The 14,566-nt window shown below is 72.3% G+C and carries 10 protein-coding genes; 3 read left to right on the forward strand and 7 right to left on the reverse strand.

What is annotated here, in order from left to right; translation table 11 throughout:
- Positions 1 to 138 precede the first annotated feature (138 nt).
- The 5 genes from ACWD4B_RS24670 to ACWD4B_RS24690 form a co-directional block, all read right to left on the reverse strand.
- The gene (locus ACWD4B_RS24670) at positions 139 to 2,073 is read right to left on the reverse strand and encodes a glycosyltransferase family 2 protein (protein ID WP_451422788.1); all 1,935 of its coding nucleotides are present in this window, start codon (positions 2,071 to 2,073) and stop codon (positions 139 to 141) included.
- Between the two features lie 109 nt (positions 2,074 to 2,182).
- Positions 2,183 to 3,211, reverse strand: a complete 1,029-nt coding sequence (locus ACWD4B_RS24675) for an ArsR/SmtB family transcription factor (RefSeq protein WP_451422789.1) — start codon at positions 3,209 to 3,211, stop codon at positions 2,183 to 2,185.
- 586 nt (positions 3,212 to 3,797) lie between these two features.
- Entirely contained in the window at positions 3,798 to 6,632 is a 2,835-nt protein-coding gene (gene ppdK, locus ACWD4B_RS24680) for a pyruvate, phosphate dikinase (protein WP_451422790.1), read from the reverse strand.
- 260 nt (positions 6,633 to 6,892) lie between these two features.
- Positions 6,893 to 8,026: a tRNA dihydrouridine synthase DusB gene (dusB, locus tag ACWD4B_RS24685; RefSeq protein ID WP_451422791.1), complete on the reverse strand. Its 1,134-nt coding sequence runs from the start codon at positions 8,024 to 8,026 to the stop codon at positions 6,893 to 6,895.
- 72 nt (positions 8,027 to 8,098) lie between these two features.
- Positions 8,099 to 9,034, reverse strand: a complete 936-nt coding sequence (locus ACWD4B_RS24690; RefSeq protein ID WP_451422792.1) for a helix-turn-helix transcriptional regulator — start codon at positions 9,032 to 9,034, stop codon at positions 8,099 to 8,101.
- Positions 9,035 to 9,130: 96 nt separating this feature from the next.
- Here ACWD4B_RS24690 and ACWD4B_RS24695 point away from each other — a divergent pair, with 96 nt between their 5' ends.
- From ACWD4B_RS24695 to ACWD4B_RS24705, 3 genes are all read left to right on the forward strand, one after another.
- Positions 9,131 to 10,606, forward strand: a complete 1,476-nt coding sequence (locus ACWD4B_RS24695; RefSeq protein ID WP_451422793.1) for an MFS transporter — start codon at positions 9,131 to 9,133, stop codon at positions 10,604 to 10,606.
- 109 nt (positions 10,607 to 10,715) lie between these two features.
- The gene (locus ACWD4B_RS24700; protein ID WP_451422794.1) at positions 10,716 to 11,720 is read left to right on the forward strand and encodes an aldo/keto reductase; all 1,005 of its coding nucleotides are present in this window, start codon (positions 10,716 to 10,718) and stop codon (positions 11,718 to 11,720) included.
- Between the two features lie 60 nt (positions 11,721 to 11,780).
- Entirely contained in the window at positions 11,781 to 12,365 is a 585-nt protein-coding gene (locus ACWD4B_RS24705; protein ID WP_451422795.1) for a TetR family transcriptional regulator, read from the forward strand.
- 182 nt (positions 12,366 to 12,547) lie between these two features.
- Here the strand turns inward: ACWD4B_RS24705 and ACWD4B_RS24710 are convergent, their stop codons facing one another.
- Both ACWD4B_RS24710 and ACWD4B_RS24715 read right to left on the reverse strand, forming a co-directional pair.
- Entirely contained in the window at positions 12,548 to 13,192 is a 645-nt protein-coding gene (locus ACWD4B_RS24710) for a response regulator transcription factor (RefSeq protein WP_336411701.1), read from the reverse strand.
- Positions 13,180 to 14,406, reverse strand: a complete 1,227-nt coding sequence (locus tag ACWD4B_RS24715; protein WP_451422796.1) for a sensor histidine kinase — start codon at positions 14,404 to 14,406, stop codon at positions 13,180 to 13,182. Before ACWD4B_RS24715 ends, ACWD4B_RS24710 begins: the two co-directional genes overlap by 13 nt.
- Between the last annotated feature and the right edge of the window lie 160 nt (positions 14,407 to 14,566).

Genomic DNA, 14,566 nt, shown 5'->3' on the forward strand with positions numbered 1-14,566 from the left:
CGACGCGCCCGCAGCCGAGGTCCCGGGGCTTCGCCCCGGACCCCTGGGGTGGTGCGTCGGCTGCAGGCCGGCGGTGGCTGGTCGCGCCCACGCGGCGGAGCCGCAAATCGATACAGCCCCGCGCCCCTTACAGGGCGCTCAGCGCAGCCCCAACCGTCCCCGTACCGCCTTCCACAAGTCCACCCGCCCGACCCGCAGGGTCAACACGTCCCGCCCGGCAAGCGGCTTGGCGTACCACGGCAGGCCGCGCCACCGCCAGCGCGCAGTACCGAGCCCCGGCCGGCGCGGTACAGGGACGGTCCACTCACCGTCTCCCGCGGCCAACCGCACGGTTATCCGCCACTCCCCCGCCTCCGCGAGCGGGAGCAGCGCCGTGCCCCCGTCCACCGGAGCCGTCAGCTCCGCGCCGCCCGGGCCCTCGGCCCGTATCGCCAGGGCGCCGGCCGGCCAACCGGCCAGCGTGCAGCGGACGTTCACGGCGAGAGTGGCGGGCCCTGCGGGGGCCCAGGCAACATCCGCCACCCCCAAGTGCGGCGGCACCCCGTGCCGCGTCTCCCCCACGTCCAGCGTGAGGTTTCCGTACGGCTTCGTCGTATAGAGCGCGACCGCCGTGCCCTGCGCGGTCACCACCGTCGTCGTCCTCGCCGTCACCGACTCCGCCCGGCGGCTGCCCAGGCGAGCCTCCTTGGCGACGCCCGCCGCGTCGACCGTCAGGGAGATGTCCCACAGGCCCGTCGGCAGCGACGCGCCGTCGGCCGTGACGTCGAAGGCCCCGTCCGTCCCGTGCACCGGGAAGCGGCGCTCATCCCCGGACCCGCGCCTGCGCAGGACCAGGACGGCCGTCGTCCCGGCGGCGGGTATGCGGTCGACGGACGCGTGACCCGTCAGGCGCAGTCCGCCCAGGCCGAGGGCGGCGGACGCGACCTCGTGGCGGACGCGCAGCTCGGAGGTGATGTCGTAGCAGTCGTCGGGGATGTTCAGGGTGGAGTCGCGGAAGTACGGGTAACGGGCGTACGCGCGCCCGTCCTCGACGAGGAGCTCCTCCTCGTCGGCCGTCGCGGCCACGGTCGTTATGCCGTAACTCGCCGCGCCCCGGTCCAGTTCCCACCGCACCAGCGTCAACAGCTCGTCCAGCAGGCCCCGTCGGATCAGGTGGCAGCGCAGCCGCACGACCGCCGGGAGGCGGGCCGCCAGCCCTTCCCCGTAGTACGGCGCGATCAGGTCGCCCAGCTCGGCCAGCAGCTTCGTCTGGACGTCGCGGTGCGGCTCACGGCACCACTGCAGCACGGCGTCGCGCAGCTCCACGGCGAAGTGCCGGTGCATGAGCACGTCCCGCCGGGGGCCGGGCTCCACGTGCTCCGCGACGAGCTGCGTCATCCGCCGGAACAGATCCATCCGCATCCGGGTGCCGTGCGGCTGCGCGGTGATGTTGTTGCCGTCCTCGCGTGCGACCCAGTACAGGCAGTCGTGGTCGGCCACCACCGAGATCGCGGCGGCCTCCAGGTAGGCCGTGGCCGTGAACGGCTGGTCCTCGCCTATGGACAGGCCGGTGTCGAAGCGCAGCCCGAGCCGCTCGACCAGCTCGCGCCGGAAGAGCTTCATCGGGTTGAGCGTCCAGTACACGCGTGAGGCGAAGACGTCCGTACGTGGCTGGTTCCGGCCGAACATCGAGCGCGGGGCGCGGCGGCCGCCCTCCCCCACGATCCGGCCCAGGACGACGTCCGAACCGTTCTCGTCGGCGGCGGCGACCATGCGCTCCAGCGCCTCCGGGCCGAGGCGGTCGTCCGCGTCGAGGAAGAAGACGTAGCGGCCCGTGGCCCGCTCCAGGCCCAGGTTGCGCGGGCCGGCGGGACCGCCCGAGTTCGGCTGGTGGACCACCTGCATCCCGGGCGCCCCGGCCGCCAGGCGGTCCAGCTCCTCCCCCGTGCCGTCCGTCGAGCCGTCGTCGACCGCGATCAGTTCGATGCGGCCGGCGCCCAGACTCTGCCGCAGGACGGACGTGACACTGCCGGTCACGTACGGCATGGCGTTGTAGGCGGCGACGATGACCGTGACATCCGGGGCGGAAGACATGGCGGCGTGCTCCGTTCCTGCAGTTCAGACGCGGTCAGCGTATACGAGGCCTCGAACCCGCGTTCTGATCCGGCCGGAGCCGCACCGGGCTGCACCGAGCCGCGCCGGGCTACAGGGTGACCTGGGTGGAACGTTCCGCCAGCGAGGTCTGCCCCCGGGAGGGCTGCGGGCCGCGGTGACCGCCGCGCAATAACGCCGCACCGAGCGGGGTCAGCGTGTGCAGCACGGCACTCCCGTGCCGCAGGGTCAGCACGAGCCCGGCCTCGCGCAGCACCCCGGCGTGCTGGCTGGCCGAGGCCGCCGACACCCCCACTCTGCGGGCGAGTTCACTGGTCGTGCAGCCGCCCCCGATCGAACCCAGGACCGCGGAGCGGGTGTGGCCGACCAGCTTGCCCAGCGAGCGCGGCGGGGACTGCACGCACTGCGACGGCTCCGACATGTGCCGGGCGGGATAGACCAGGACGGGGGTGAGGTCCGGGTTCTGCAGGGCGACGGGCGTGCGCCGGCAGAAGAACGACGGGACCAGCAGCAGGCCACGGCCGTTGAGATACAGATCGCGGTCGACCGGGTAGTCGGCCTCCAGGACCGGCGCCCGCCAGCGCATCGTGGGCGGCAGCGAGGAGAGCAGCGCATCCGCCCCGCCGTCCAGCAACGCACGGCCGCGCACGGCCCGGTCGGCCTCTATGCGCGCCTGGATGTGCGCCCAGTAGGGTGCGATGGCGGCCTCGTGATAGGTGTGGAGCGCGCCGATCAGCTTGCCGAACGCGCGGGCGTCGCCCTCGCCGAGCGATCGTATCCAAGCGGGCAGCGTGCGCACCGTGGACAGCCGGGACAGCTCCTCGTGGACCCGGTCGGCCGGAGTGGCCCGCAGCGCGGCGATGCCGGACTCCAGTCCGTCCAGCGCTTCGGGGGGCGTCAGGAAGTCCGGGAAATAGCCCCGGGACGGAACCAGCGGGGCCAGCAGACGCGTTTCACCATTCAACCGCGCGCGGGTTTCCGAGCGCCAATCGCCGTAGATCGATTCGCCTTGCTTGTCCCTGAGGCGGTGCAGGCTCAGAACGGTTTCCCAGAGTACGTCCGGGTCTCCGGCCAGGCGCAACCGGGCCAGATCGAGTCCAGTGAAATGGACACGCAGCACCAAACCCCCACATGAGACATCCGCAACCACCCCCCGCTCACTGAGTATGCACACCGATACGCGCCGTTACCACGCCCTTTTGGCCACAGTTGAAAGGACTCGCGGCGAACATCGCACAAGCGAAATGCTATTCACGCACTCGGGGCCGCCCCCGCTCGTTCCCGTGGGGGGTGGCGAGCGAATAAGCGGCCGCTGAGTATGCGAGTTGCCGCCCGAGCCGATGCGGGCGGCAACAACTCCCGGTGGGGGAGTAAAGAGGGGCGGCGCTCCCGCACGGGCGCCGCCCCTTCGCCATGCGGCGAGCCGGGGCGGGGTGCCCTGGGGTGCCGGCGGCGTTACGTGCGGGTTACCCCGCTCCACGGCTGCGGGCTGCCGCCCGCGTGCTCAGGCAGGCCGACGGCCGCGGTTGTGGGCAGGCGTTCTGCAGGGCGGAACGGGTGGGCACAACCGCCGACGACGGCGAGCAACCGCCCCGCCTGAGCCCCGGTGCGGAGCACCGGTCGTTGCCCGGGTGCGGCCCGGTGGCCGCTCTGTGCCCACCCGTTCCGCCGTGCGGAACGCCTGCCCACAGATCGGCGGCGAACCGTCAGCGGCTGTCGCTGCCGCCGGAGGCTGCGGCCGCGCGCCCCGCCTCCAGCCGCGCCACCGGGATGCGGAACGGCGAGCAGGAGACGTAGTCCAGCCCCACCTCGTGGAAGAAGTGCACCGACTCCGGGTCGCCGCCGTGCTCGCCGCACACGCCCAGCTTGAGGTCGGGCCGCGTGGCCCGCCCCGCCTCGGCGGCCGCGCGGACGAGCGAGCCCACGCCGTCCTTGTCGATGGTCTCGAACGGGCTGACCCCGAAGATGCCCTTCTCCAGGTACGCGGTGAAGAAGCTCGCCTCGACGTCGTCGCGCGAGAAGCCCCACACGGTCTGGGTGAGGTCGTTCGTGCCGAACGAGAAGAACTGGGCCGCCTCGGCGATCTGACCGGCCGTCAGCGCTGCGCGCGGCAGCTCGATCATCGTGCCGAGGGTGAGCCCGAGCCGGGTGCCGGTGGCCTGCTCGACCTCGGCGATGACGCGCTCGGCCTCCTCACGGACGATCTCCAGCTCCTGGACGGTGCCCACGAGCGGGATCATGATCTCGGCGCGCGGGTCGCCCTTGGCGCCCTGCCGCTCGGCCGCGGCCTCGGCGATGGCCCGTACCTGCATGGCGAACAGGCCGGGGATGACCAGGCCGAGCCGGACGCCGCGCAGGCCCAGCATCGGGTTCTGCTCGTGCAGCTTGTGCACGGCCTGCAGCAGGCGCAGGTCGTTCTCGTGCGCCTCCTGCCGGGCCTCGGCGAGTGCGACGCGCACGGACAGCTCGGTGATGTCCGGCAGGAACTCGTGCAGCGGCGGGTCCAGCAGGCGCACGGTGACCGGAAGTCCGTCCATCGCCTCGAAGAGCTCGACGAAGTCGGCCTTCTGCAGCGGCAGCAGGGCGCCGAGGGCCTCGTCGCGCTCGGCCTCGGTGTCGGCCAGGATCAGCCGCTCGACCATCTCGCGGCGCTCGCCGAGGAACATGTGCTCGGTGCGGCACAGGCCGATGCCCTGGGCGCCGAAGCGGCGGGCGCGCGCGGCGTCCTCGGCGTTGTCGGCGTTGGCGCGGACGCGCAGCCGGCGCATGCGGTCGGCGTAGGCCATCATCCGGTGCACGGCCTGGACGAGTTCGTCCGCGTCGTCGGCGCCGGCGTGCATGCGGCCCTCGAAGTACTCGACGACGGGGGACGGCACGACGGGGACCTCGCCGAGGTAGACCTTGCCGGAGGAGCCGTCGATGGAGACGACGTCGCCCTCCTCGATGACGATCCCGCCCGGAGCGGTCATCTTCCGCTGCTTGGTGTCGACTTCGAGCTCCTCGGCGCCGCAGACGCAGGTCTTGCCCATGCCGCGGGCGACGACGGCGGCGTGCGAGGTCTTGCCGCCGCGCGAGGTGAGGATGCCCTCGGCGGCGATCATGCCGTTGAGGTCGTCGGGGTTGGTCTCGCGGCGGATGAGGATGACCTTCTCGCCCGAACGCGACCACTTGACAGCGGTGTACGAGTCGAAGACCGCCTTGCCGACCGCGGCACCCGGCGAGGCGGCGATGCCCCGGCCGAGCAGCTCGGTCTTCGCCTTCTCGTCAAACCGCGGGAACATCAGCTGCGCCAACTGCGCGCCGGTGACGCGCTGCAGCGCCTCGGCCTCGTCGATCAGGCCCTGGTCGACGAGTTGCGTGGCGATCCGGAAGGCCGCGCCCGCGGTGCGCTTGCCGATGCGGGTCTGCAGCATCCACAGCTTGCCGCGCTCGATGGTGAACTCGATGTCGCACAGGTCCTTGTAGTGCGTCTCGAGCGTCTCCATGATCTGCATCAGCTGGTCGTAGGAGGCCTTGTCGATGCGCTCCAGCTCGGCCAGCGGCATGGTGTTGCGGATGCCGGCGACGACGTCCTCGCCCTGGGCGTTCTGCAGGTAGTCGCCGTAGACGCCCTGGTGACCGCTGGCGGGGTCGCGGGTGAAGGCGACGCCGGTGCCCGAGTCGGGGCCGAGGTTGCCGAAGACCATCGAGCAGATGTTGACGGCCGTGCCCAGGTCGCCGGGGATGCGCTCCTGGCGGCGGTAGAGCTTGGCCCGCTCGCCGTTCCAGGAGTCGAAGACCGCCCTTATGGCCAGGTCCATCTGCTCGCGGGGGTCCTGCGGGAAGTCCCGGCCGGTCTCCTTGGCGACGATGTCCTTGAACTCCCCGACCAGCGTGCGCAGATCGGCGGCTCCGAGCTCGACGTCGGTGACGACGCCCTTGGCCCGCTTGGCCTCCTCCAGCGCCTCCTCGAAGAGGTCGCCGTCGACACCCAGCACGGTCTTGCCGAACATCTGGATGAGGCGGCGGTAGGAGTCCCACGCGAACCGCTCGTCGCCGGCCTGGGCCGCGAGCCCGCCCACGGACTCGTCGGAGAGGCCGATGTTCAGGACGGTGTCCATCATGCCGGGCATGGAGAACTTGGCGCCCGAACGGACGGAGACCAGCAGGGGGTTGTCGGCCTGGCCGAGCTTCTTGCCCATCCCGGCCTCGAGGGCCTCCAGGTGCGCCGTGACCTCGTCGCGCATCGCGGCGGGCTCGGTGCCGCTCTCCAGGTAGACCTTGCAGGCCTCGGTGGTGATGGTGAAGCCCGGAGGGACGGGGAGACCGAGGTTGGTCATCTCGGCGAGGTTGGCGCCCTTCCCGCCGAGCAGGTCCTTGAGGTCCTTGTTGCCCTCGGTGAAGTCGTAGACGAACTTCTGGCGATCTTCGTTTACCGGCACGGGACTCGACTCCTCACTGGTGCCTCCCGGATGCAGGTGGGGAGGGCTGCCCTGACGGCGGGGAGCGTACCCAGATCGAAGGCATCTGAGGAGGTCCACTTGAGCGAACCATGGGCACATCGACCCGTCTGCCAGCAGATCGAAAGTGACATGGCCGAATCGACCGCCCGCCGACCGCCTTCACATCTTGAAGGCAACCTCACGGAAAACACTCGAAGCACCACACTGTGTCGAGAATTGAGGTCGGCTGAAAACAAGAGGTGAACACAACAAGGGTGGCACGCAGTGCCACCCTTGGAGAGGTGTAACCCACCCTCAAATGCTCATCTGAGCGGGACCCTGATCAGAGGTGGCGAGAATCACGCCCTCTCCGACCCCCGTCATCCCCCGGAAGTGTCAAGTTCGGCGTCCGCTCCGACGACCGCGCACGCGTACGGATCGTCGAGCCAGCCGTCCGGGAGCACCACGCGGTTGCGGCCCGAGGTACGGCCCCGGGGACCGTCCGCGCCGGCCGGCCAGGGCTGGTCCAGGTCGAGCTCGCTCAAAAGAGCGTCCAGCTCGGCCAGCGAGGAGGCGATCGCCAGCTTCTTGCGCAGCTCCGAGCCGATCGAGAAGCCCTTGGTGTACCAGGCCACGTGCTTGCGGAAGTCGATGACGCCGCGCTCCTCGCTCTCCAGCCACTGGCCCAGCAGCTCGGCGTGGCGCAGCATCACCTTCGCCACGGCACGCAGGCCGGGCGCCGCCGGGGCGCCGGGGCCCGCGGGGTCGAAGGCGGCCACGAGGTCGCCGAAGAGCCAGGGCCGGCCCAGGCAGCCGCGGCCGACCACGACGCCGTCGCAGCCGGTCTCGCGCATCATCCGCACGGCGTCCTCCGCCGACCAGATGTCGCCATTTCCGAGCACCGGGATCTCGGGGACGGCCTCCTTCAGCCGGGCGATGGCCTCCCAGTCGGCGGTGCCGCCGTAGTGCTGGGCGGCGGTGCGGCCGTGCAGGGCGATGGCGGTCACGCCCTCCTCGACGGCGATGCGGCCGGCGTCGAGGTAGGTCATGTGCTCGTCGTCGATGCCCTTGCGCATCTTCATGGTCACCGGCAGCGCCCCGGCGTTGCCCACGGCCTCGCGCAGGATCGAGCGCAGCAGGTTGCGCTTGTACGGCAGGGCGGAGCCGCCGCCCTTGCGGGTGACCTTGGGGACCGGGCAGCCGAAGTTGAGGTCGATGTGGTCGGCCAGGTCCTCGTCCACGATCATGCGGACGGCCTTGCCGACCGTCACCGGGTCGACGCCGTAGAGCTGGATCGAGCGGGGCTTCTCGGTCCCGTCGAAGTGGATCAGCCGCATGGTCTTGGCGTCCCGCTCGACCAGCGCCCGGGTGGTGATCATCTCGCTGACGAACAGCCCCTTGCCGCCGCTGAACTCACGGCACAGCGTGCGGAAGGGCGCGTTGGTGATCCCCGCCATCGGGGCCAGGACCACCGGCGGCTGCACGGAGTGCGGGCCGATCTGGAGCTGCGTCATGGAGAGGCTTCCTCGGTCGTGCGGAGTCGTGCGGGACAGGACGGGACAGGGGGGACGACCGTCCATTGTCCCTCATCCGGCGGATACGCCGGCCTGCTGCCCGACCTGCTGTCCGGCCTGCTGTTCTTCGAGCACCAGCCGGTGCAGCCGCTCCATCCGCTCGCGGGTCTCGGTGTCGACCGGGGTGTAGCTGCTCAGCCGGGCGCCGGGACCGGGGCCCAGCCACAGGCTGGTGTGGTTGACGCGCAGCAGGCCCACGCGGGGGTTCTGGAAGGCCTTCGTCCGGGGCGACTGGTCCGTGACCACCTCGTGCCGCGCCCAGATCTCCCGGAACTCCGGCGAGGCGTCGTGGAGCCGCTTGACCAGGCACTTCCAGGAGGGTTCCGCCACGTGCTCGGCCATCGCGGCGCGGAACTTGGCGGTCATCAGCCGCATCGTCTCGTTGCGGTCGACGAGCGCGTCCCGCCACTGGGGGTGGGTGTAGGAGAGCCACATGCAGTTGCGGTCGCGCGGCGGCAGGGCGTCGAGATCGCACAGCAGCCGGCCGTAGGTGCGGTTGTAGGCGAGGATGTCGTAGCGCGCGTTCTGCACGCAGGCGGGGAAGGGCTCCAGCTGCTCCAGCATCTGCAGCAGCGCCTCCGGCACGTCCGCGTACGCGGCCTCGGGCAGCGGGTCGGCGACGCCCGCCAGGGCGAAGAGGTGGGAGCGCTCGTCGCGGCCGAGCATCAGGGCCCGGGCGACGGCGTCCAGCACCTGCCCGGAGGCCTGGATGTCGCGGGCCTGCTCCATCCACGTGTACCAGGTGACCCCGACGGCGGCCAGGTGCGCGACCTCCTCGCGGCGCAGCCCGGGGGTGCGGCGCCGGATGCCGCGGGGCAGGCCGACCTGCTCGGGGGTGATGCGCTCGCGGCGGCTTCGCAGGAAGGCGGCGAGCTCCGCGCGCCGTACGTCGTCCGCGGTGTCCGCCTGCGCGTGTGCGGCGGTCTGCTCCAGAACCATCGTGGTCATGCCCTCCAGGGTGCGGCACTGCCGATCAGCGTGCCAGGTAGTCCTGGTACCAGGATAAAGACACTCTGGTACCAGGCTGAGCGGGGCGTCATTGTCATGTCCGTGAGCGAAACCCCGATAGCGACCCCTGTCCGGCCCCGCGTGGGCGCCCCTGCCTCCCCGTCCCCCCTTCCCGCCTCCTCCTCCGCCGCGCCCGTGCTGAGCCCGCTGGGCCTGCTGACCGTGCTGCTCGGTGCGGCGCTGCCGATGGTGGACGCGTTCATCGTGAACGTGGCCCTGCCGACGATCGACCGTGATCTGCATGCCGGTCCGGCCCTGCTGGAGATGGTCGTCGGCGGCTACGGCGTGGCGTACGCGGTGCTGCTGGTGCTCGGCGGGCGCCTCGGTGACATGTTCGGCCGCCGCCGGCTGTTCCTGTGGGGCGTCGTGTCCTTCGGCGTCACCTCGGTGGCGTGCGGCCTCGCGCCGAACGCCTGGACGCTGGTCGCCGCCCGGGTCGCGCAGGGTGCGGCCTCGGCGCTGCTGCTGCCGCAGGTGCTGGCGAGCATCCAGGCCACGACGAGCGGCACGGCCCGGGTCCGGGCGATGAGCCACTACAGCTCGACGGCCGGCGTCTCCAGCGCGGTCGGCCAGGTGCTGGGCGGCGTACTGGTCTCCCTGGACATCGCGGGCACCGGCTGGCGCTCGATCTTCCTGGTCAACGCGCCGGTGGCGGCCGTCGCGCTGGTGCTGGCGCTGCGGACGGTGCCGGAGACGCGCTCGGAGCACCCCACGCGGGTGGACGGGCCGGGCACCGCGCTGCTGTCGGTCGCGCTGATCTCGTTGCTGGTGCCGCTGACCGAGGGCCGGTCCGCGGGCTGGCCGGTCTGGTCGTGGGTGCTGCTGGCGGTGTTCCCGTTCGCGGCCTGGGCGTTCCTGGCCGTGGAGCTGCGCACGGAGCGGGCGGGGCGCACGCCGCTGGTGCCGCCGTCGCTGCTGCGGATCCACTCGGTGCGCAGCGGGCTGGCCCTGCTCATGCCGTTCTGCCTGGGCTGGGGCGGCTTCATGTTCGCCATCGCGGTGGCGCTGCAGGAGGGGCTGCGGCTCGGCCCGATGGCGGCGGGCCTGGCGCTGGTGCCGCTGTGCGCGGCGTTCTTCGTCGCCTCGCTGGCGGGCCCGCGGCTGGCCGCGCGGCACGGCCGGCGGGTGGTGACGGCCGGGGCGCTGTTCCAGAGCGCCGGTCTGCTGATGCTGATCGCGACGTTCCACTGGGGCTGGCACGGGCTGGACGGCTGGGGCACCGCTCCGGCGCTGGCCGTCCAGGGCCTGGGCCAGGGGCTGCTGTTCCCGCTGACGATGCGCACGATGCTCAGCGAGGTGCCGGTCGCCCAGGCGGGCGTCGGCGGCGGCGTGGTGACCACCGCCCAGCAGTCGTTCCAGGCGCTGGGGGTGGCCGCGCTCGGGACGCTCTTCCTCTCGCTGGCGCCCTCGATGGGGATGCGGGACGCCCTGACGGTCACGCTCGCCGTGCAGCTGGCGGCGGCAGCGGTCACGGTGGTGCTGAGCCTGCGGCTGCCGCGCTCCATGCGCTGAGCCGGGCGGTCGCGGGGCCGTGACACATGGAATGACAGATATTGAAATCTGTCATTCCATGTGTCACGCTGCTGGTGTACCCGCTCCCCCGCGCTCCGAAGGAGTTCCCGTGCAGCACCGCACCCTCGGCACCACCGGCCCCCGCGTCTCCGCCCTCGGCCTCGGCTGCATGGGCATGTCCGCCCTGTACGGCGAGGCCGACCGCGCCGAATCCGTCGCGACGATCCACGCCGCCCTCGACGCCGGCGTCACCCTGCTGGACACCGGCGACTTCTACGGCATGGGCCACAACGAGCTGCTCATCGGCGAGGCCCTGCGCAGCGCGCCCGCCGCGCTCCGCGAAAAGGCGCTCACCAGCGTCAAGTTCGGCGCCCTGCGCGGCCCCGACGGCGCCTGGTTCGGCTACGACGGCCGCCCGGCCGCGGTGAAGACCTTCGCCGCGTACTCGCTGCAGCGCCTCGGCGTCGACCACATCGACGTCTACCGCATCGCCCGCGTCGACCCCGACGTGCCGATCGAGGAGACCGTCGGCGCCATCGCCGAACTCGTCGAGGCCGGCCACGTCCGCCACATCGGCCTGTCCGAGGCGGGCCCGGAGACCATCCGGCGGGCCGCCTCCGCCGCCCCGATCACCGACCTGCAGATCGAGTACTCGCTGCTCTCCCGCGGCATCGAGCGGCAGATCCTGCCCACGTGCCGCGAACTGGGCATCGGCATCACCGCCTACGGCGTCCTCTCCCGCGGCCTGATCGGCGGCCACATGCACCGCGACGCGCAGTTCGCCGCGAACGACTTCCGGGGCCTGAGCCCGCGCTTCCAGGGCGAGAACCTGCAGCGCAACCTCGACCTGGCCGACGCGCTGCGCAAGGTCGCCGAGGAGCGGGGCGCGAGCGTCGCGCAGACCGCCATCGCATGGGTGCTCTCCCGCGGCGAGGACATCGTCCCGCTGGTCGGCGCCCGCCGCCGCGACCGCCTCACCGAGGCGCTCGGCGCCCTGGACATCACCCTCAGCGCGGCCGACGTCGCCGCCATCGAGGAGGCCGTGCCGGCCGGTGCCGCCGCGGGCGAGCGGTACCCGGCCGCGCAGATGACCCACCTGGACAGCGAGCGGTGAGCCCTCCCGAGCGCCCGATACGCTCGACCGGTCGACGACTGAGAGGACCGTCCCCCTGCCATGGCGCCCGAGACCCTGACCCCGGCCCGCATTCTTGAGGCCACCGAGGACGTGCTGCGCCGCTTCGGCCCGGCCAAGGCCACCGTGGTCGACGTGGCCCGGGCGCTGGGCGTCAGCCACGGCAGCGTCTACCGGCACTTCGGCAGCAAGGCGGCCCTGCGGGAGGCCGTGACCGACCGGTGGCTCGGCCAGACGCACACGGAGCTGTCCGCCATTGCGGAAGGGGACGCCCCTGCCGGGGTCCGGCTGCGCGAGTGGCTCGCCGGGCTGTTCGCCGCGAAGCGGCGCAAGGCCGGTGGCGATCCCGAGCTGTTCGCCACCTACATGGTGCTCGCCGGCGAGAACAGCAGCACCGTCGAGCGGCACATCGAGACGATGATCGGGCAGTTGGCCGGGATCGTCGAAGAGGGCGTGCGGGACGGGGAGTTCGTCTCGGACGATCCCGTTGTCACGGCGCGGGCGCTGTGGGACGCGACGGGTCGTTTCCACGACCCGGCTTATGCGGCGGAATGGTCCCGCCCCGACATCGACGGGGCGTTCGAGGCGGTGTGCGCCTTGCTGGTGCGGGGGCTTCGCGCCCCGTAGGGGGGTGCGCCCCGTCAGGGGCGCGGGCTGTTGTGCGGCCACCACGGCGCCCCGTCAGGGGCGCGGGGAACTGCGCGACCAGCCACCGCGGACCCGCAGATGACCTGCGAACCCAGGTGGCGCCTCGACTGCGGGCGCGTCGTGGCTGGTCGCGCAGTTCCCCGCGCCCCTGACGGGGCGCTCTACCCCACGCCCAAGAACCGCAGCACCGCCAAGACCCGCCGGTGATCCGCGTCCGCCTTCGGCAGATCCAGCTTCGCCAGGATGCTGTTGATGTGCTTCGCCACCGCACTCTCGCTCACCACCAGCAGTTCCGCGATGCCCGCGTTGGAGCGGCCCTCCGCCATCGCGGCCAGGACCTCGCGCTCCCGGGCGGTCAGCCGGTCCAGCGGGTCGGAGTGGCGGCGCACCAGGAGCTGCGAGACCACCTGCGGGTCCAGCGCCGTGCCGCCCGCGGCCACGCGCCGGACCGCCTCGATGAACTCCTCGACGTCCGCGACCCGTTGCTTGAGCAGGTAGCCGAGGCCCGCCGTCTCACCGGTCAGCAGGTCCGTCGCGTACCGCTCCTCCACGTACTGCGACAGCAACAGCACTGCCGTCCGCGGCCACTGGGCGCGGACGGCGAGTGCGGCCCGGACGCCCTCGTCCTGGAAGCCCGGCGGCATGCGGACGTCGAGCACGGCCAGGTCCGGCCGGTGCTCGTCGACCGCCGCCAGCAGGGACTCGGCGTCGCCGGTCTCCGCGACCACCTCGAATCCGGCCGCCTCCAGGACCCTCACGAGGCCCACCCGGAGCAGGACGGAATCCTCGGCAATCACAGCGCGCACGGCAGCTCCACAGTCACCACGGTCGGGCCCCCTGCGGGGCTCTTGATCGAGAAGGTGCCGTCGACCGACGCGACGCGCTTGGCCAGACCCGCCAGTCCGGTGCCCCCGGAGGAGTCGGCTCCGCCCACGCCGTCGTCGGAGACGACGACGAGCAGTATCTCCCCGATCCGTTCCACGGTGACATCCACCCTGCTCGCCCGCGCGTGCTTGACGACGTTGGCGAGCGCCTCGGAGACCACGAAGTAGGCCACGGCCTCGATCGTCGGCGCCGGCCGCTCCGGCAGGTCCACCGTCAACCGCACCGGCATCGGGGCCCGTTCGGCGATTCCGGAGAGGGCGGCGTCCAGGCCGCGGTCCTCCAGGACTGCCGGGTGCAGGCCGCGGACGAGGTTACTCAGCTCCTCGATGGCCTCCTTCGCCTCGCGGTGCGCCTCGCCGATGACCTTACGGGCATCGTCGGGCAAGTCGGGCAAAGTCGCCTTCGCCAGGCCGAGGTTGACCGCCAGCGAGACCAGGCGCTGCTGGGCGCCGTCGTGCAGGTCCCGCTCGATGCGCCGCCGTTCGGCGTCCGTCGCGGCGACGACCTCCGCCCGCCGCTCGGTCAGGTCCGCCACCTGGCGCGCCAACTGCTCGGTGCGGCTGGGCCCGAGGCGGTTCGCCGCGGCGCGGGCGTCGAGCCGGGCGAGGGCGGTGGCGGCCCAGGCGGCCGCGTACAGCGCGGCGATGCCGACGGCGGTGACGTAGCCGTCCTGGACGACGTCGGTGAGGGCGTAGCGGTGCTCGGGCGGAACCGCCCAGATCCAGATGTACGTGGTGGCGGCCACCCCCGCCGCCGTCCACAGCAGCAGGACACCCAGTCCGGCCAGCGCCAGCAGCGGCCCCACCGCCAGGTGGTAGCGCACCTGGCGCCAGGCGGGCTCCGACCGCAGCCACTGCGCCACGCTCCCGACCCGCGCCGGTGCGGGGATGTCCACCCCGAACCGGGTGCGCAGGCGGGCCCGTTGCACCGCGCTCAGCAGGGGCGTCGCGGCGACGAGCGCGGCGAGCGGCAGGAGGACGGCCGCCAGCACACTCAGCGCCTGCGTCGGCCCCCCGGGCAGCCACGGCAGGGCGAGGACGAGCAACGGGGGGAGCTGGGCGAGGGCGCCCACGGCGAGCAGGGCGGTGGCGCGGCCGGCACCGCGGAACGGGCGCAGGAGGAAGGCGAATTGCATGACTCACACGGTAAGTGCGCAGGTCAGGGTGGACCATCACGCTGGCGTCCGTTGTGGGGGTGCAACTGGTGCCACCTGAACGGGTGAGCGGAAGGCCCGGACTGTCAGTGGGGGTCCCTACGGTGAGTGTCGCAGCGCTCACTCAAGACAGGAGGAGCAT

It is taken from the genome of Streptomyces sp. NPDC002536 (assembly GCF_053594995.1).